At 40.0% G+C, this 20,652-nt stretch carries 9 protein-coding genes; all 9 read left to right on the top strand.

Going from position 1 to position 20,652, the window contains the following annotated elements:
• The first annotated feature begins 213 nt into the window (after positions 1-213).
• Entirely contained in the window at positions 214-1,008 is a 795-nt protein-coding gene (locus CRN97_RS13535) for a hypothetical protein (protein ID WP_097077244.1), read from the top strand.
• Between the two features lie 337 nt (positions 1,009-1,345).
• Positions 1,346-1,981, top strand: coding sequence for an ArsR/SmtB family transcription factor (locus tag CRN97_RS13530; RefSeq protein WP_097077243.1), 636 nt, complete (start codon positions 1,346-1,348; stop codon positions 1,979-1,981).
• 300 nt (positions 1,982-2,281) lie between these two features.
• Complete coding sequence (locus tag CRN97_RS13525; protein WP_179670764.1) at positions 2,282-3,553, top strand: MFS transporter; 1,272 nt, start codon at positions 2,282-2,284, stop codon at positions 3,551-3,553.
• A 122-nt stretch (positions 3,554-3,675) separates the two neighbouring features.
• The gene (locus CRN97_RS14195; RefSeq protein WP_155952521.1) at positions 3,676-3,840 is read left to right on the top strand and encodes an antitoxin VbhA family protein; all 165 of its coding nucleotides are present in this window, start codon (positions 3,676-3,678) and stop codon (positions 3,838-3,840) included.
• Positions 3,841-3,844: 4 nt separating this feature from the next.
• Positions 3,845-4,459, top strand: coding sequence for a Fic/DOC family protein (locus CRN97_RS13520; RefSeq protein ID WP_083380602.1), 615 nt, complete (start codon positions 3,845-3,847; stop codon positions 4,457-4,459).
• Between the two features lie 83 nt (positions 4,460-4,542).
• Positions 4,543-6,417, top strand: a complete 1,875-nt coding sequence (locus CRN97_RS14230) for a flagellinolysin (protein ID WP_207653209.1) — start codon at positions 4,543-4,545, stop codon at positions 6,415-6,417.
• Between the two features lie 201 nt (positions 6,418-6,618).
• Positions 6,619-16,941, top strand: a complete 10,323-nt coding sequence (locus CRN97_RS13505) for an Ig-like domain-containing protein (RefSeq protein WP_097077241.1) — start codon at positions 6,619-6,621, stop codon at positions 16,939-16,941.
• 141 nt (positions 16,942-17,082) lie between these two features.
• A complete protein-coding gene (locus CRN97_RS13500) occupies positions 17,083-18,264 on the top strand; it encodes a class B sortase (protein ID WP_097077240.1) in 1,182 nt (393 codons plus the stop codon).
• A 45-nt stretch (positions 18,265-18,309) separates the two neighbouring features.
• Positions 18,310-20,649, top strand: coding sequence for a leucine-rich repeat domain-containing protein (locus CRN97_RS13495; RefSeq protein ID WP_179670763.1), 2,340 nt, complete (start codon positions 18,310-18,312; stop codon positions 20,647-20,649).
• Positions 20,650-20,652 lie beyond the last annotated feature (3 nt).

Raw genomic sequence — 20,652 nt, 5'->3', positions numbered from 1 at the left:
CAGGGGAGCCAGAGACACGCGGAAAAGAGAAAAAGCAAAAAAGGCGTGTCAGACAGGGGAGCCAAAGACACGCGGAAAAGAGAAAAAGCAGAAAAGGCGTGTCAGCAAGGGGAGTGAGAGACACGCGGAAAAGAGAAAAAGCTAAAAGGGCGTGTCAGTCAGGGGAGCAAGAGACATGTGAAAAAGGAAAAGAACAGTAGGAGTAAAAGGAGTATGAGAAAAATGGATAAATATTACAAGGAATTATCAGAACTAAAAGCTTTATCAAAACAGTTGGATGATTTGTTATTAGAAAAAAATAAAACCATCGAAGGGACCGTAAGATTTTCCAAGCGAAAAAGTGGCTACCAGTACTACATTTATCATTCAGATGGAAGGCGCACTTATGTAAAGAAAAGTGATTTGGATATTATCAAGAATATGGCGCAGCAGGAGTACTATCGGGATTTGAAAGAAGCTGTGACTAGGCAAATAAGCGCGCTGGAGCAGTTCCTGGCTGACTATAACGCGGAGGCAATAAACAAAGTATACGAGAATCGAAGCCACGCGAAGCAGATTCTGATAGAGCCGCTAATCCAGCCGGATGCAGAGTTCATCCAGCAGTGGTATCAACAGAACCCTGGAAGTCAAAATCCATTCCCTGAAAAGGGGAAATATATAACTGACAAGGGCGAGTATGTAAGGTCAAAGTCGGAGAAGATATTGGCGGATATGTTTTATAAGCATAATGTTCCATATCAGTACGAGCCGGCGCTTAAGCTTAAATCGGGAAGGACGGTATACCCGGACTTTGTGTTGCTTAATACAAAGGAGAGGAAGACATATTACTGGGAGCACTTGGGGCTGGCAGCAGAAGATGACTATGCCAGCAAGAATCTGGAGAAGATTAACATGTATGAGAAAAATGGAGTTGTTGCAGGAGAGAATCTATTGATTTCTATGGAGACAGAATTCTCTTCGCTAGATATCAAACAAATTGAGCAGAAAATTAAAGAGAAGTTAGTGTAATCAATTGGAAAACTACAGAATGTGGAGAGGCTATTGTAATTCATTAGGAAAATATAGCATCAGTAGAAGAAATAGAAGAAAATAATTGACGTTACATAAAATGTAATGTATAATGATGCAAAGCAAAAAATAAGAAATTTAGAGTTAACTAAAAAGTAATTAGAATTCATATAGGCATGTGAGAGCCAATCAGTACAAAGAAAAAGAAATGTTTAAAAATAACATATTGGCTAAATGAATACTATGAACTATTACGACTTATACAGTGGCAACCTGAAGCGACTGTGAATAGTAACAAGAAAAGATATAAAGAAATTACTGCAAAAAGAGGGGACCTATGAAAGAGATAATCCTGGATACACCAGAAAAGAACAAAATATATATGAATCCGCAGCGCCAGAGGTTGATTCGTCTGATGCAGATTAGTGGGGAGGCGATGACTCCAAAGCAGCTGTCGAAAGAGCTTGGAATATCGCCATCGGCGGCCACGGCCCACATCAAAAAGCTGGAGAGCTTGGGCGTGCTGAGGCTTGATCACACGAAAAAGATAAATGGAATCACGGCCAAGTATTATGCGCTAGAAGATGTGAACATTTCACTGAAAACTAATGAACAGCAGGATGATAGCGTAGTAAATGAGCAGGAAGTGTTCCTAAACTACATGATGAATGAAAACTGGCAGGGATTTTTAGAGTATAAAAAAGGCTTGTGGGTCGGTGAAAATAAATCTAGAGTAGGTGCAGAGAATCTTAGCGCAGTGCATCAAACTGAGATATCAGAAGATGTGATGAGTACAGTTCATTCTGCGCAGGTCACAGGAGATGTAATAAGTTCAGTAGCGTTCCTCTCAGACGAAGACGCCGCAGAGCTCAAGAAATACATAATAGATTTCCTAGCAGCCCACGCAGATAAACAACCAAATACTAAGCCATGGAACACAACACTCCTAGCCTACCCAGTAGACAAGAAGTAACAACTCAGGAGCAAAACTAGAACAATCCTGAAATAGAATCAGAATAACTTAGGAGCAAAACTAGAACAATCCTGAGATAGAATCAAAACAACTCAGGAGTAAAACTAGAACAATCCTGAGATAGAATCAGAACAACTCAGGAGCAAAACTAGAACAATCCCAGAACAGAATCAGAAAAATCCAGGAACACCCCCGGAGCAAAAGAAGAACACCCCCGGAACATATAACTAGCAAAAACAGAACTGTAAACAGCACACACAACGAGGTAGAGACATGAAAATTTTAACACAGTATAAAGGATTGACGAGGGCAAATTATGCGTTAGCAATCGGAAGAATGGTCACAAACATGGGTGCCATGATTATGCCAATGCTTACGCTGATATTGAATCAAAAGTTCGGGCTGACTGCATCAGAGACAGCCTTATGGATAATGCTTGCGGGCCTGATTAACCTGCCAGCAAACCTGATTGGTGGCCAGTTGGCAGATAGAATCAGCAAGAAAGCAATGATAATTGCCTGTGATGTGGTGTCCATCACCATTTACCTCATCTGCGGAGTAAAGGCCTTCAACTTTGCATCCTTCATTATGATAATGGTGGCAAGCTTTTTCCAGACAATCGAAGGCCCAGCCTATAGCGCACTGGTGGCCCTTGTTACGCCGCCAGGCAAGGAGGATAAAGCCTTTTCTATTCAGTACATGGGTGCAAATGTAGGATTCATACTGGCGCCAATCATCGGCGGATTCCTGTTTAACAACTATCTGTGGCTGTGTTTTATAATCGATGCGGTTACAATTGCAATGTCCACAGTGCTGATTATCCTGTTTGTAGATGAAAAAGGCTACCAGACAGAAGAAGCTGAAACTACAACAAACAACGCACCAGCGACCCAGGTAACTCCAGCAACCCAGGCAAACCCAGCAGCCAAAGGCTTCATCACCATACTCATTAAAACAAACAAGCCTGTAATCCTTTTCATGTTGGCCTTCGCCCTGTACGAAGGTGGTTATAGCCAGTTCTCGTACCTGATGCCAATCGACTTCGCCAAGTATCACGGGGATATGGGCGCCACCATATACGGCACAGTAATGAGCGTAAGTTGCTTCTTGGTAGTCATCCTGACACCAATAATAACTCAAATAGTTGAATCAAGAAGCAACCAATGGAAGCTGATCGCCGGAGTAGCTGCGCAAATCCTTAGTTTTGGCGTATTTCTAGTAAGCCTTGGCCACATTCCAGCCTACTATATCGCCATCGCAATCTTCATTGTGGGAGAGATTCTTACCATGCTTTGCTTCTCGCCATACATTGTGCAGGCGGTTGGACCTGAGTACAGGGGCCGGGCATTTGGCTGGGTGAGCTTCCTAGGAGCCTTGGCAAGCGGTTATGTCATGTGGTACTCAGGCAGATATGTAGATGCAAACGACGACAGAAATGCCTGGATTTTCACCATCGTCATCTGCGTGGTTTCCCTCGCCTTGTCAATATTGCTGGATTTCGCCACCAAAACCAGGCCACAAACTAAAACCAGGCCACAAACCGAAAAAGGCTGCCCAAACATTCAGTTATAAACCATAACAAAACAATTAAAAAATGTGATATAATAAAGCCATAGATTAACCACCAATTAACAACAGTTTCGGAATAATAGGTGAAAAATATGGTTTTTAATCCGATAAATAAGGAGAGATTAATGTCTACAGATGAGAAGATAGCTAGCGTCTCTGCCTCGTTTGCAATGGAGGACATGATACTCACACCGCAGGAGCTCGAACGCGGGAGAATGATCATTGAAAAAGAGATTGATGTGGAAGATGTGGTCCGCGAGATTACATCTAGGTATGTTTCAGTAGGATAAGCCTATGATGGATGAATATTACCGCTATGAGTACGAGGATAACGGTCAGTATTGTTATCCCCACACTCACATTCTCAAAAACAAACTTGATATACATGACAAGGAGCAGCTCTTCAAAGCAGAGCAAGAGCTTAGCTCCGCCCGGTACTTTGAAATCAGCCAGCGCCCAATTCCTGGAGATTTTTCTTTGCAACATCTTTGTGCCATTCACAGGTACTTGTTTCAGGATATTTACGAGTGGGCGGGCAAGATTCGCACCGTGGATATTTCAAAGGGCACGATCTTTTGCCTGACGCAATTCATAGAAATAGAATTTAAAAAGGTTCACGATTGGATTATTGCCAATAATTACCTGAAAGATATCGATGATAAAGAGGAAATGGCCAAGAAACTGGCTTACCTGATTGGTGAGATAAACATGATTCATCCTTTTCGCGAGGGGAACGGCCGCGCCCAGCGCGTATTCATCGAATACATCTGCAAAAACAGCAACCATTTCGATATCGATTTTTCAAAGACAACTAAAAATGACATGATTCTGGCCAGCAAAGAAAGCTCCGTCCTGAACTACGGTCCATTTGAGGAGCTTTTGTATAAATGCCTGGTAGATATAAAATAGGGATAAAGTATTGTGTGACATTGCCGACATAATCATTGTAACGAGAAAAATTACCTGAAATACAAGACGCAGGGGAATGATTAATGGTAATCCAGCACAATACAAACGCTAGTAATTCTAGCCGAATGTACAACTTAACAAGTGATTCTCTTGGAAAGAGCATGGAAAAGCTTTCCAGTGGATATCGCATTAATCGTGCAGCAGATGATGCTGCAGGTCTTTCTATTTCAGAAAAAATGCGTCGCCAGATACGTGGATTGAATCAAGCATCAACAAACAGTGGCGACGGCATATCTATGGTACAAATCGCAGATGGCGCGCTAAATGAAGTTCACGATATGCTTCAAAGAAGCAATGAGCTTGCTGTTCAGGCAGCAAACGGAACTTTGTCAGATAGCGACCGCAAGAATATCAACGCTGAAATCATCAAGCTCAAGGACGAAATCAATTCCATTACCGCAAGAACAAAATTTAATGATATACCAATCTTTAGTAAGGACGGCTATGTGCCAAAGCTAAAGTCTATTACTGCGTCATCAAGCCAGGCAACAGCAGTTGAAAAGCTAGCTACAAAGATATCTGATGAGTATTTCCCAAACGCAGTAAGTCAGATTTTGTCTGCATTTCCATCCATTGGAAATAAGGTAAATGAGCTGGCAGCCACTGATAAAACACCATATGACACGAAGCTTTCAATCGAATACATAGATGGAGTATACGGAACACTTGCATATATGGGCGCAAGATTCAGAATCTACGGTTCGAAGCAAGAATTTGTATCAGGTTCCCTCGGCATGACTGTGGACGAGGCGGATTTTCCATCACTGAATCTTACCGAAGATCAGATACAAGAGCTGGAAAGTACAATCGCTCACGAGACTATGCATGGCGTGATGGATGTGGTTATGCCAAGCGGTATGTATGGCGACGATGGCTCTGCAAGCGACATGCCAAAGTGGTTTGTGGAAGGCACAGCACAGTTGGCCGGAGGTGGTTTCACAACCGGATGGAACGATAGTCTCATAAACCGGGCAAAAAGTTTAACAAGTGCCACTGACACCAGCCAGGATTCTGCAATTGCTGCATATCTAAGCCAGGGCGGAGATTATACAGTGGATAGTCGCCCATACGGCCATGGATATTTGGCATCAGCTTACGCCAGCTATCTTGCCGCTGATGGAAACGAAGTATCCGCAGGAAATCTGAGAAGTGGAGCAGATAAAATATTTGGCGCACTGATAGAAAAGCAGGATGATAGCTTTAGCTCAGTAGTTGCAAGCCAAACGGGGGTTGATGTTAGCAGCATAGTAAATGCTATCAACACAGGTTCCACCGCAGCTTTTGGAGAAAAGCCAGATAAGCTTAGCGCAGTAGAGTTTGTACGCCAGCTAGCATACAACAGTTTGGGTGGCGCAGGCTCCCTCATTGCAGATGATTTAAAGATCGGTGGAACAGCAATCCTTGGTGATACAGCAGATAAGGACACTCAGCCAATACGTATTACAAACGTTGAAAAGAAATTTAGTAAACTGGAAAACACAATGCCTGGCGGAACAGCCAATGTTGCTCTGCATTTGGGAACAGACGCAGATCAGACAAACAAGCTTGAAATCCGACTTTACAACATGAGTTGCGAGGCGCTTACAATCGACACTACAGAAGTGCTCACTGAAGATACAGCAACTTCTGCAATTGATGAGTTTGGAAATGCCATCCGCTTAGTCAGCGGCGTTCGCAGTTACTTCGGTGCCATGCAAAATCGCCTGGAGCACACCATAAAAAATCTTGATAATGTTGTGGAAAACACAGATGCGGCAGAGTCCAGAATTCGTGATGCTGATATGGCTGATGAAATGGTCAATCTATCAAAGGACAAAATCCTTGCCCAGGCCGGAGAATCAATGCTTGCACAAGCAAATTCCAGCACCGATGGAGTTATGGCTTTACTTCAGTTTTAGAGTAAATACACAATTCAAAAATCCATACATAAAAAATTCAGATTTTAGCGCCCGCAAAGGGCGCTATTTTCACATTAAATTAACATATTTTTTCCCGAAACAAGCTAAAGTTAATAATAAGATGTGCCGATAATGAAATCGTAAAACTATATTTACGTCTATTTTTGCGTGCAAAAAGCACGAGAAAAGGGGAATTGGCCTATGAACAACAGCATGAATATCTTAAAAAGGATGATGGCATTCTTGCTAGCCATGTTGCTACTTACAACCATGGTGGGAGACGATTTCTTCTCACTGGCAGATAGCGACTTGGACGTAGTAACGGAAGCTGTCGAAGACGGCGATATTGTAGCCGAACCAGAGACTACGGAAGGAGAATATCAGGACACCTCTGTGCCCGAGCCGGAAGTAGTAACTGAAGAAATAGAAGAACCGGATGTTACGGAAGACGTAATTCCAGAAGAACCGGTAATAGAAGAAGCCACGGATGAACCATCGGTGGATGATTTCGATGTTGACAATTCCCAAAATATAGATGAAACCGAAGAACTTACTGAGGAAGAGACCGAAGAAGAACTGGACGAAGTCGAGGAAGAGGAGCCAGAGGATGAAGAGTGCGACCACGAGTGGAAGTACATTTCAAATAACGATGGCACTCATACAAAGCGTTGTACAAAGTGTGACGAGGAAGAGACAGAGGACTGCCAGTTTGATGAGAACTGGGTATGTGAAAAGTGTGGTTACGAGGACATGAGCCTTGAGTATCAGGAATACTCAAAGACAATCCACGGCGTAAAGGTAACTGTTTCTGGTGATATGCCAAGAAACTCAAAGATTACAGTCTATACTAAATCCCTTACAAGAATGAGCGAGATTGTCAATGAAAACATTGACGAGGAAGGTACATTCGAAGCCTACGAGGCATTTGATATCAACATTTACGACCGTCATGGAGACAAGTATCAACCAAAGGATGATGGCAACACAGTATCAGTCACATTCGAAGGTGTTTCAGAGCTTGCCGACACTCCAGACGAGGAAATCGTAGCCTACAGAATCGAAGATGACCAGTCAACAGTAACAGAAATTCCAACTGACGTTTCAGGCGAGGATGTTACTTTTGATGCAGAGCACTTCTCAATATATGTAGTAGGTACAGTTAATTCAAACTTGTATGCAAGCTATCAGTCATATCAAAACTTTGCAACTATTCTTACTGCATCTACAACTAAAGCGTACACACGTGTAAAAAAAGTTAGATTTGATATGTACGTGGACAGTATTGAAGAATTTAATTTCACAGCCACAGTATATAAGGATTTAAATAGCACAACTAATCCAACATCAGGTACACCTGTAGCGACAAAGACTGATAAAGAAACACCAACATCTACTGGATGGATGACAGTGGAGTTGACGCTTCCAACTTCTTCTTCTGGCTATATCCAGGCCGGGGAAAAGTTTTCTATAGTAGTATCTTCAACAAATGACCTTGTAAACATTGGATATGGAACTCAGAAGGATTCGACCTATAGTGCTCCTACATATGTAAAGGGTACAAGCAGCTGGTCAAGAAGAGGTGCAGAAGACGAGATATTCTACATAATAGAAGGCGATACAATCGAGCTTACTGATGTAACGGAAGACACTTATACAATTGATTCAATAACAGCTTCTACAGGAAAAGCGGATAACCAGAAAATATATCACTATGCTGTAGGAGATACTGATACACTATCAGCAATTATAAAAGATGTTGATGGAAATACAGTTAGCAGAACAGTTTCATGGACATCAGAAAATGAAGGCGTTGTTAAGGTAGATAGTAGTGGAAAGCTGACAGCTGTAGGAACAGGAACCACAACAGTCACTGCTACATATACAAACTCATCGTCAACACCTAGTAAATTGCCGATTACTGTAAATGTAATTGCAATCACAATGGCTGATGGACCATATACATATACAGGTCAGAAAATAGAGCCAGCAGTTACAGTAAGCGGAGGAGATTCATCAGCAACAGTAAGCACAAACTATGAAAACAATGAAGATGCAAGTACTTCCACATCAAAAGCAAAGGCCATCACAACATATACAATTAACGGCAAAGCATATACATTTACTAACGAATTTACAATTTCGCCAGCAGCATTAACAGTTGATGCATTTGCAAATGCGAAATTGGAGGTTGTTGACGGAGAAGTTTCAAACATTACTGGTGCAAACCTTTCGGGACAAGCACTGACATATAACAAAGATTTCACAGCAACAACATCAACACCTACATCAACATCATCAGGTGTTGTTTATGAAGTAGAGATTACAGGCCAAGGCAACTACACCGGTTCATTTACATGGGAAAAGACAATTGCCGATGTAGATGTAAAGAGCGTAATTAAGACTGTAAAATTAACAACCGCTGGTATCAATCTAAGTAATATTTCTTACGATGGTACTGAAAAAAAGCTTACATTGGATAATAAAAACTGGATTGAAGTTCAGTTTATCGATTATGACAACCAGGTAAGAAAAGATATTATTAATAACGAAACAGCAACCTACATAATTACAGATAAAGGTGGCACAGAAAAAAGCGCAACAACAGCTGGCAACAAGACTCTTACATTTGAGATGAACTCAACCTCAGGATATGCAGGTAGCAAGATTTCTGTTGATTTTGTTATCCAAAAGGCAAACATGAGCAGTGCCACAATCAAGTGGAATCATAATAATGTTGCTGATAATAGAACGTTTGATCACACTGGAGAGCCAATAGAGCCAAAGGCTGGTGTTGATTTCGATGTTTATATTGGTGGAGAAAAAGTAGATTCTACAGTAAATGCAGATGGAACAGGCGTTGAATACAACGTTTCATATCCATATGCACATACTGATGTAGGAACAGCTACCCTTAGAATTACAGCATCTGGAAACAATTTCACATCATACAAGGATGATACATATGAAATAGTTCCATGCTATAAAAATGATATTTACGTCAGAATAACAGACGGTATTAATTACGAAACTACGCCTGGAAAGAGCGGTTCTACAGGCTATAGCACATACTATGACCCTACTCAGAAGAGTAAGTATTTTGCATCATCAGATCCAAATCACGAAGACAACGTAAACTGGCCAAATTTACAGGTCATTCTTCCTGGTGCAAGCAGTTTCGTAGAAGGAACTGATTATGAGGTAGCAATATATAATGATGCTGATTGTAGATATGCATTTACAAACGATGTAAGCGAATACGGAACAACCAAGTATATTAAAGTTACAGGCAAGGGAACATATGCAACGCAGGACCCAATAATAGCATCTTTCACAGTCAACAAGATGCCTATTAGTGATGTAACTATCACACCAAAGAGCGGAATTACAAAGACCTTCAATGGTAAAGAAATCAATCTTACAGCTGCAACAGCAAGCTCAACAACAAATGCGGATATTACGGTGAAGTATGGTTCAACTATATTGACACTTGGAACTGATTATGACATTAAATACGAAAACAATGTCAACGCGGGAACAGCTACATATAAGATTGTAGGTTTAAAGAACTATACAGGAGAGGCAGTAAATCCTTCTAAGTATAAATTTACAATTAACAAAGCAAGTATTGCCGCTGGAAACTCAGATGGAGTTACAGTTGGTTTAGTAACTGAGCAAACATTTAAGTATGATGGAAAAGTAAAGAAACCAGCGGTAAAGGTTGTTATAACAACAAATGGAACAACAACATTTGAAGAGTCAATTGACCCAACTACAAACACAACACTTTCAACAGATAACTTTACTGTTTCATATGAAAATGACCCTTCACCAGGAAAACATCTGATTACTTTATCAGCTACATCTACTGGTAATTTGAAAGATAGCGTTACTATACCAATCACTATTGGAAGCAACACCTCTAGCTTTGATATTTGGGTGACAGGAGATAACGGACAGAATCAGGCTCAGAGATTATCTACATTAGATAAAACAACAGAAGAGACTGCCGAAGACGGATCAACATATACGGTATATACAAGATATTATTACCTTGATAATAACTTTAAAACATACTATACAGGTAAGAAGGTAGCATGTGGATTCTCTGTATATGACAGTGAAGGAACGCTTTTGGAAAAGGGCTCTGATTATAGTTCATTCTACAGTGGCACAGCTATTAAGGCTTATGTTCAAAGTGGTGATTACACAGCATCAACAAGCTCACCATACCTTTCAATTACAGGATTGGGAAACTATGAGAACAACGTTGCAATCGTTTACTTTAACATCCAGCCACGTAACATTGATGAGGTAACAGTTACTGGAATAGCTGACAACTATCCTTGGGAACAGGGAGTTGCTAAGACTCCTCCTACAGCCCCAGTGCTTACATTCAATGGAAATACTTTGACTGAGGGCGAAAATAACGATTACACAGTTAAGTATTATGATACTTACGACCCAGAGGATTCCACAAAGAATGTGGAAATCACAGCAAAGGCTGGAACAAAGTATGCAGTATTTACAGCAAAATCCGGTGGAAATTACACTGGTACAAAGGTTGTAACATATACAGTTGGAACAAGCCTTGAAAAGCTCAAGGTTTCAATTTCCAGCGCAACCAACGACAATACAACAGCTGATGATGGAACTCTTGTAAACAATCTTATTTGGGTAAATCAGGAGGATGTTTCTGCAAAGACCTACAATATAGATTGGATGTACGGTGGAGTAGATTCTGAAGGAAAGTCTTATGGAGCAGCACCTATCATTACATTATTTGACAGTACTGGAACTGCAATAGATTCAAGCAAATATTCAGTGACAGAAAGCAGTTCTAAATACGGCACTGATAAGACTAACAACAAATTCTATAACTCGAGAGAAGGCGATGATACTGAGTATAATGTAATAACATATACAGCAACACCTAAGTATGAAGAAGGTTACTTCGGTGAGCCTGTAGTTATTACCTACAGAATCAACCCACAGCCATTTACAGGCGGAAGAGTTATGCAGGATGCTGAGGCGCTTAACGACAAGCAACCATATACAGGTGCGGATATTACAGTAAATCCAGCCTATGTATTTACATACAAATACAAGTTAAAGGACACTCCATTATCAACATTTGAGAATGGACATTCATGTAAATTAGTAGCAGGAACAGATTTCAAACCTGCATCACTTGAAATTGGAAAGAATGTTGGAGACAACAAATCTGTAACAGTGCAAGGTACTGGAAACTTTATTGGTGACCGCAACATACCAATTAGCATTGTACAGGGTGATGTAAAAGTCTGGGCTGTTTACAATGGTGAAACTCATGAAATAACATCACAACTTACGGCGGATGATACCACAACAGAAACAAACGACTATATCGTTGATTTAGGTGGTATATATAGTTACGAAGAGGGCAAAAATCAGTGCCCAGAAATATATGTAACACCAACAGCACTTGAAGGCGAAGACAATGCATTAGGTACTGCGGACTGCGTCATTGCATATCCTGCAGACCAGACAAGTGCCGATGGCAACGATAAGCTAATCGTTGTAGATGTAAACAAGAATGGAGTAGCATCATCTAACTTCAAGACAAAGAAGATTACTGTTAAATACAAGATTAAGACAAATGATATTAGTGGTTTCTACGGTCAGTTAGAGGATGTAACCTACGATGCAACAACTCTTGACGTTACAAAGATTGATACGCTTCTTAAATCAGGCTTGAAACTCAAGGTTGCTACATCTGAAAATGGTAAAGAACTTGTAAGAGGAACTGACTATGAGGTAAAGAGCGTAGACACAACATCATATCCTTCATATCAGACTAATACTTTGACAGTTGAAGGTAAGGGAACTTACAGTGGAACGTTGGCTATCAAGTTTAATATCGTACTGGATATTAACGACACAGCCTATGCTAAAGTATCTGCACAGCAGGCTTCATACGAGTTAGATGATAAAGGAATTACCACTGTAAAGGTATTGCCAATTGTTATATTTAGAGACTTAGGTCCGAATGGTAGCTTTGACAAGAATTTAAAGGATATGCCACTTGGTATAGCTTATGAAGAATGCTTCACAGTTTCTAGAACAAGAGATAAGCAGCCAGGACCAGATTCAACATTGGCATTTACAGGTAAGAATGTATGTACTGGAACAAAGAGTAATGTAAGGTATAACGATGGAACTAACGATGGTACGATAGTAACCTTCAAGGCGTCCCTTTCAAACTACACTGCAGCAGACTTTGTACTACCAAACGAAGGTGTATATGATTACACAGGTTCTAATATCAATGTTACCCTTAGCGGTAAACCTCTTAATGGTGCAACTGTGGCAGCTAATAAAGAGGCGTTGGCAGGAGATTATTACCTGGAAATAAAGGATAAAGACGGGGTACCACAGACAGGAGAGATTAAAAAAGCAGGAAAGTATACTATTGTTGTTTACGCTACAGATAATAGTGGATACTTCATAAAGGAATCATCAACAATATCAAATCCTATAACCTTCTATATCAAGTACAATTTAGCTGACACCCACGTTAGAATGACATTCTACAACGACCAGGGTGTTGAAATTACATCAGTGCCATACACAGGAAGCGCGTATAGTTTTGCAGACCATGTAGGTATTTATTATGTAATAGGTGGAAATAGAGATGCTATAATCTATCATTTCAATGGATCTGGATCAGCTCATGACTACATCAAGTTCAAGCCTGAATCATTTAAAACAGTATCGAATAACTTGGAGGTAATTGCATACGCAGATCCTAAGCCAAACGATTACTGTTATGGAGAGGCTAGTTCAACATTTACAGTAAATGGTATCGATATCAATGATTGCACAATCTACTACGACAATAACACTTGGGAAGCTGACTCTGTTCCTGAATACAGCTACACAGGTTCAGCTAAAAAGCCAAGTATCAAGATTACACATGCCACAAATGGCACATTAAAGGAAGGAACAGATTATACAGTTACATTTGATGACGATATTTCAAATGTTGGTGAAAAGACAGTAACAATCAAAGGTATTGGTGCATACTCAAGTGCAGCCACTCGAAAATACAAGATAACACCTGTAGCAATTACTGAAGGTATGATAACTGTTGCTCAACCAGCATATTATGCAGGTCGAAATGTAGATGTTAAGCCAGAGGTAACAGTTAAAACCTCTACAGATACATTGCAGGAAGGTGTGGATTACACATTAGAATGGCCAGCAGATCATTCTAATTCAGGAGTTCGTGATGATGCATATGTAACTGTTAAGAAGGGAACAGGTGGAAATTATACACTGGCTAACCCAAATGGTATAACAAAGACATTCAAGATAAGTAAATTAGACTTACGTTCAGTAGCTGGAAATATTGTTATTAAGCCAAAGGATCCTATCACAGAGGAGTTCAAATCTGATTTTACAGATGCAGAACAAGACCCATATTCATATTTGGAAGTTTACTTAGGCGATGTAAAGCTATATTCTCCTAAGGATGATGGCGAGAACGAATCAACCTGTGACTACACAATCAAGGTATATAACACATCAAACAAAGAGACTCCATTAAAGGCAGTTGGCAAGTACAAGCTTAGAATCTACGGCGCTAATAACTGTGATGACAGATATTACATTGAGCAGGATTTTGAAATAACAGCCCGTTCATTATCAAATATCTATCACTATTATTACGATGCTGAAGCAGCAAAGTTTGTTCCAAAGGATTGGGATAGCTCATATAATCCTACATTGCAGAGATATGAAACAGAGGATGCATCTGGTAAGGGATTAAAGATTACAATTGAAGATGTAACAACTGTTCAGACAACTGGTGGAGCTAATGCCAACAAGCCAATCATTTCCATTGTTGATATGGGAATTACAGATACAGCTGGTAACTATAAGACCTTGGAAGAAGGCGAAGATTACGAAGTTACATTAGCTAGAAATAAAACAACAGGTAGTGCTGCTTGGACAAAGAGCGGTAGCAAGAAGCAGAACGCTTCAGTGGCATCTACATCACCAGAAATCACAATTACTGGTAAGGGCATGTACAAGGATTCAATTTCATTGCCATATAACATTGGTAAGAATTTGAATACTTTGGATCTCAATGTCACATACAGATACGAAGGAGATACTTACACATATTCAACAGCCGAGAACAAACCTGAAAAGTATAAGGATCAGTGGGCTCACGAATACGATGGAAAAACACATCAGCCAGTAGTTGTAAGCGTTGGAAATATTGGTGCAAAGAATTATTCAGTTACATATACAGATTTGAACGATAATGAAAAACCTCGTGTAGATGCTGGATATTATAAAGTAGTAATCACAGGCCAGGGAGATTACTGTGGAACAATCACACAGGTGTTTAAGATTAACAAGAAAGCAATTGGAAATGCTTCAAACACACTGTTTGAAACACAGGATCCTATGCATCCTATGCAGTCAGATGATGGTATGCTGAAATTCACTGTTTCAGGTACAAACATTTCAAGAATGACAGCAGATGATGTTCAGACATATCTTGTTGACACAGGAAAGATTAAGGCTGAGGATACCGCTAACCAAAACAAGTTTGTTAATTACTACTACGCTGTTTACGACGGCACAACTGTAAAGCCAACAATAAAGATTGAAGATACACAGCTAAATACTGTTATCGACAACTCAAAGGATGTCACTATTACATACGAACCTGATTGTAACCAAGCATCAACCTTTAAGTATGAAGGTAACTCTTTGCTGTATGAAACAAGTACAATTAACATACAGTTTAAGTCCAATACAGAGGATAATGAAGGTAACTATTATGCGCCTTCGACTCCTATTACATTTACAATTAAGTTCATCATTATTGAAGAAAGTTTAAGTGACTTCGATGTTAAATTTGTAAATGGAACAGATGATAATAGAGTTGACTATGCTGATGGTGCAGAAATAACACCACAAGTTACAGTATTTAGACCATCCACATCAACTGATGTTAAGAATGAACTTGATTTAGGAACAGATTATACTCTTAAATATGATGACAATGTTATTCCTGGTAAGGCTACAGTCACAGTAACAGGTATAGGAAACTATTCAGGTAAAAAGATATTGAACTTCTATATCACTGGTGACTTAAGCAAAACGTCTGTATATTATGAAGACGCAAGTGGTAACTTAGTTCGATCTGGAGATGACCAGGGACCAACACAGAAGTACCATGGTGAAGGAATCACAGAGGGTGATCCAAAGATGTACCTTGTACTTGAGCACCCAGGCGTAAATCCTGAAAAAGAAAAGCTTGAATTAAACAAGCAGTATACATGCTTGAAGCCTGCTACAGGAACAAAGACAGGTGAGGTGGTATATCGAGGCGTAACAGACAAGTCTAAGGATTACTACTGGACAGGTGAAAAGACTGTAACCTTCAATATTGATTTTGATGTATCAAACATTGGTATCTTAAATTACCAGCCTGAGTATCCATACACTGGAAAGCCAATTATTCCTGACTTTAAGCTTGATTACAGCGAGTCAGTTGCATCAATCACTAGCATCGAATACAAACGTGATGGCAAGACAATCACATATACTGGTGATGGTGACACAGTAGAAGAAGCTCCAGACTTCGTAGAGCCAGGCACAATTGAAGCTACAATCAACTACGATGTAAATGGAGAGCCAGGAACAAAGACTGTCACATACGACATCACACCAAGGTCGTTAGATAAATGTAAGGTTATCTACACTCAGAATAATAGATACACAGGACAGCAGGTAAAACCTGGATTCACAGTATTTATTATTGAGGATGGAAAGGTTGTTCAGACACTTGAGAAAGACAAGCACTATACAGTAGAATATGGTGCTAATATCTACGGAGATGCAACCATAACTATTACAGGTAATGGAAATGAGCTTGTAGGATCAAAGACTTACTACGCTACAATCTCTTTAGGAAAGCCAGTTAACTTGAAACTTTCAGCTAGCGGACAAAGTATCACTGCTACATGGGTACATGATATTTACACTGCAGGCGATGAGTTAGAGCTTGTTAAAGTAGATACTGGTGAGGTTCTTTCAGTAAAGAAGGTTAAAAGCTCAACGCAGACATACACCTTTACAGGCCTCGAAAATGTTACTAACTATAAAGTTAGAATTAGAAGTTATCAAACTATAAATGGAGATTTGAAGTACAGCGATTACACAGAAGATATGACAACAACAGATATCTCATCATCTTCATTGAGCTACAAGACAAGCAATGGTAAGGTAACTATTATCTGGGGCGATGATTTCGGCGATGCAGTAATATACAAGGTATACCGAGCTACTAATGCAACAGACAAGGGCACAAAGATTGCTGTATATCCTACATCAACAGGAGCATACACCAATTCAAACCTTGTACCAGGAACCACCTACTACTATTATGTAGAAGGATACTCAATTATTAACGGAAAACTCACGTTAGTAAGCGAATCCGAGCACATACAAGTAACAGTTAAATAACTCTAATACTAAAGGCTCTAGAGCTAAGCTCTAGGGCCTTTTTTGTGTTATAAATAAAAAAATTTTAATCTATTAATTGTGTGTTCATATTGAATTTGATACAATATATTGTAGTATCATGTGCAATAGGAAGAACGATATATGTCAGACAAGAAAAGGTTTAGTATTGGTGGGTTTGAGTTTGAAACTCACTATGAATATCGTGCAGCCCAAGAGGACGTCAAAAAAATAGAGTGCATCAATGAGGAGCTTGATATACAAGATCCAGAGGTTGCCCTACGCCTATATAATGATATTCGTGATGGCATCATTACATTCAACAGTCCAATCGGAGCTCAATACACCGAGCACGTGGCTGATATTGTGGCAAACAAATCGGCAGGACTTCTAGACGATAGAGAGATAATCGAAGAGGCAGCAACCAAGGCTAAAAGCTCCAGACGCCTTGGCTTGGTGTTTGTAGCTATGGCTGTGGTGCTCATTGGAGTATACGCGGCAGTGGAAATAAAGGACGTTTACGAGACTCGAAAGATAGCTGCAGAAATACAAAATCGAGAAGATAATACCCAAAACACTAATATTTCACAAAATAACGTTAATATTGATAATGATAATGACGATATAGATTCTGTAGAGGACTCAGATGGAGGGAATGTGTCGTCCAATTCAGCTGCAGCTAATGAAATTACTGAGGATTTAATAGTTAGTCCTTGGGACAAGAATTATGCGGCGGATGAGCGTGAGATTCTTCCAGATATGATTGATTTATACTCACAAAATAGCGATTTTGTGGGAATCCTGGAAATCGTTGACACGGATATCAACTATCCAGTCATGCAAACGCCAAACGACCCAGAATACTATTTGAGAAGAGATTTCTATGGAGAAACGAGTACCGCCGGTACTTTATTCGTCGATTATCGTTGCGACATAGTTAATCCAACCACTAACACCATCATATATGGTCACAACATGAGATCAGGGACCATGTTTGGTGGATTGAAAAGATACTTAGACTATGATTATTATCAGTCGCACAAGACGATAACCTTTAAAACTCTATATGAGGAGCAGGAGTACGAAGTTGTAGGCGTAGGCTTGTCAGCAGTGGGTTATGATGATGACGACAGCTACAAATACTACAATTTCATAGACGCAGTTACAGGCTCTGAGCTCCAGGAGTTTTTAGATAATATCCAAAGTTTATCAGTCTACGACGAGACAATAGACATTAGTTCTACTGACAAAATATTGACTCTCAGCACATGCAACAGCTACACCGAGGACGGTCGCATGTTTGTAGTGGCAAAGAGAGTTAAATAACAAATAACAGAGCCTAAAAACTTGGATTTAGGGATGGGAAATGCTATGGTGAAAAAGAACAAGGGATTATTGAAAAAAATTGGATGTATTCTTATTAGCGCATCTATACTTCTGACGGGCTGGACATTCTTTGGCAGCTCAATTTCAATTGCGGATTCGGATACAGATTTTGTTACGGAGACGCCTCTTGAGCCTTCGGAAAATGAGGGAGAACCTTCAGAAGAAGAAAATACAGAGGAACTTGAGGTAACAGAGCCTTCTGCAGATGCAGCAGTAGAGGAGCCAACAGGTGAAGCAGCAGGAAATGAAACTGTTACATTAGACCCAAATACATTTGAGACATACAGCTTATCAGAGGATATGCTTCGTTCATCTTTGACTTCAGTTAATTCAGATGGTGTGTTTACTTTCACAAGTGATGCAAATACTGTAAGCTCAGCAGATGGATATAGTAATTCAACTACAATTACAAGAATTGTTGATTCAGATAGCTGCGGCGCAAATATTGGGGCAAGTTCTTTTGTAAACTGCACAGCTTTAACAAATATAAATATTAGTGGAACTGCTTCAATTGGTGACGAGGCATTTATGGGGTGTACATCACTTAAAAGTGCAACATTTGGTTCAGTTTCAAGCTTTTCTTCAACAGCCTTTCAAGAGTGTGAGGCACTTACAGAATTATCAATAACAAATCCTGGAACATACTACACATATAACAATGCAATTTATAATGGAACAACCCTTGTATTTGTAGCACCTGGAACCGAATCACTTACTGTAAAGGCTGGAACTACAGCAATTGGCAAAAATGCTTTCTATGGTTCAAATGTTTCATCTCTAAAATTTGAAGATGCATCAGATATGCAAAGTATTGACGAACAGGAGAATTGGCCTTTAAACAAACCATTAAGCGTCAATGCCCCAAATGGTCAGAATACTGCAGTAGAGACTTATTTCGATGAATACAAGGAAACTCATAAAGATTCACAGATATCAATAGTATTCAGTAATGAGGAAGTAGGTACACTTACTGTTATTATCACAGAGGAAGCATCAGATGGAAGCTTTAGCGAAGAAGTTGTATATGAAAACAAAGCAGAAGGTGCAGTAATTCGACCTACAACAAGAGCTGGCTATACATGCAGTGAGACATACACAGTAACAGCAGATGATGTTCAGACTCACACATTTACTTATACACCAGGAGGAACTACAACTGGTATTACAGTAACAATCACAGAAACAGCATCAGACAATAGTTTTAGTGAGACAATCACTTATACAGACAAAGCAGCTGGCGATGTAATCAGTCCTACAACAAGAACTGGCTACACTTGCTCAGATACATACACAGTAACATCAGATACAACACAGACACATACATTCACCTACACTGTCGGCGAATCAGAAGGTGGCGGTGGCGGCGGTTCAGATGCCAAGAAGTACTCAGGTACAATCATGGGTAACTTCTACGAGAACGATGGCAAGACAGCTATCGGCACACGTCAGGTTGGTTCATTCTCTCAGGCAGCAGGCACAACAGTTTCTGCTCCTGCAGTAGATGGTTACACAGCATTTGGCACAACAACCTACAAGGTAACAGCTACAGATGGCCAGACAGCCACATTCAATTACAAGAGAAATAGCTCATCTTCATCAGGCTCTACAAAGAAGTTTAAGGTCACAGTTTATGATGAATTCTATGACCAGACAATGACAAAGAAGATTGAGACAAAGACACGTCAGACTGACACATATGCTCAGGGCGATACATACAGCTACGAGCCAAAGACATACTCTGGTTACGAGTTCGTTACAGCAGAGAATCAGTCAGGTACAGTAAATCAGGATAGAACAGTAACATTCAAGTACAAAGCAACAACAGCTTCTGGCAAGACAACAAGCAACTCAAAGTATTCAGTTATAGCTGGTGCAAACCAGAAGGTACCATCAAATGTAGGTACAGTTACAATCACATGTGACGGCCCACTTGATAAGATTGTTGCAATCAAGGTTGATGGTGTAACACTTGCTCAGAACCAGTTCACTGTAGAGTCAGGTTCAACAATCCTTACTCTTACTGCTTCATATGTTGCAAGCCTTTCAGCTGGCGACCATGTAGTCAGATTTGAGTACACAGACGGTTGGGCAGAGACATTACTTACAATCACAGGAAAGACAACAACTACAGTTACTTACAAGGTTGGAAGCGATGGTTCAATTTCTTCTGGCCACACAAAGGATACAACACCTACTACAGCAGATGGATTCGATAGCAGATATTTACTTTGCTTAGCAATCTTCTTACTTGGAGCAGGTACAATTCTTTTCAGCAAGCAGAAGAAGCTTGAAGCTATTCTTGCAGGTGAGAGAGACGACGAATAAGTC

Source organism: Pseudobutyrivibrio ruminis DSM 9787 (genome assembly GCF_900218035.1).
Classification (GTDB): Bacteria; Bacillota; Clostridia; order Lachnospirales; family Lachnospiraceae; genus Pseudobutyrivibrio; species Pseudobutyrivibrio ruminis.
This window is presented reverse-complemented; position numbering and strand designations above follow the sequence as displayed.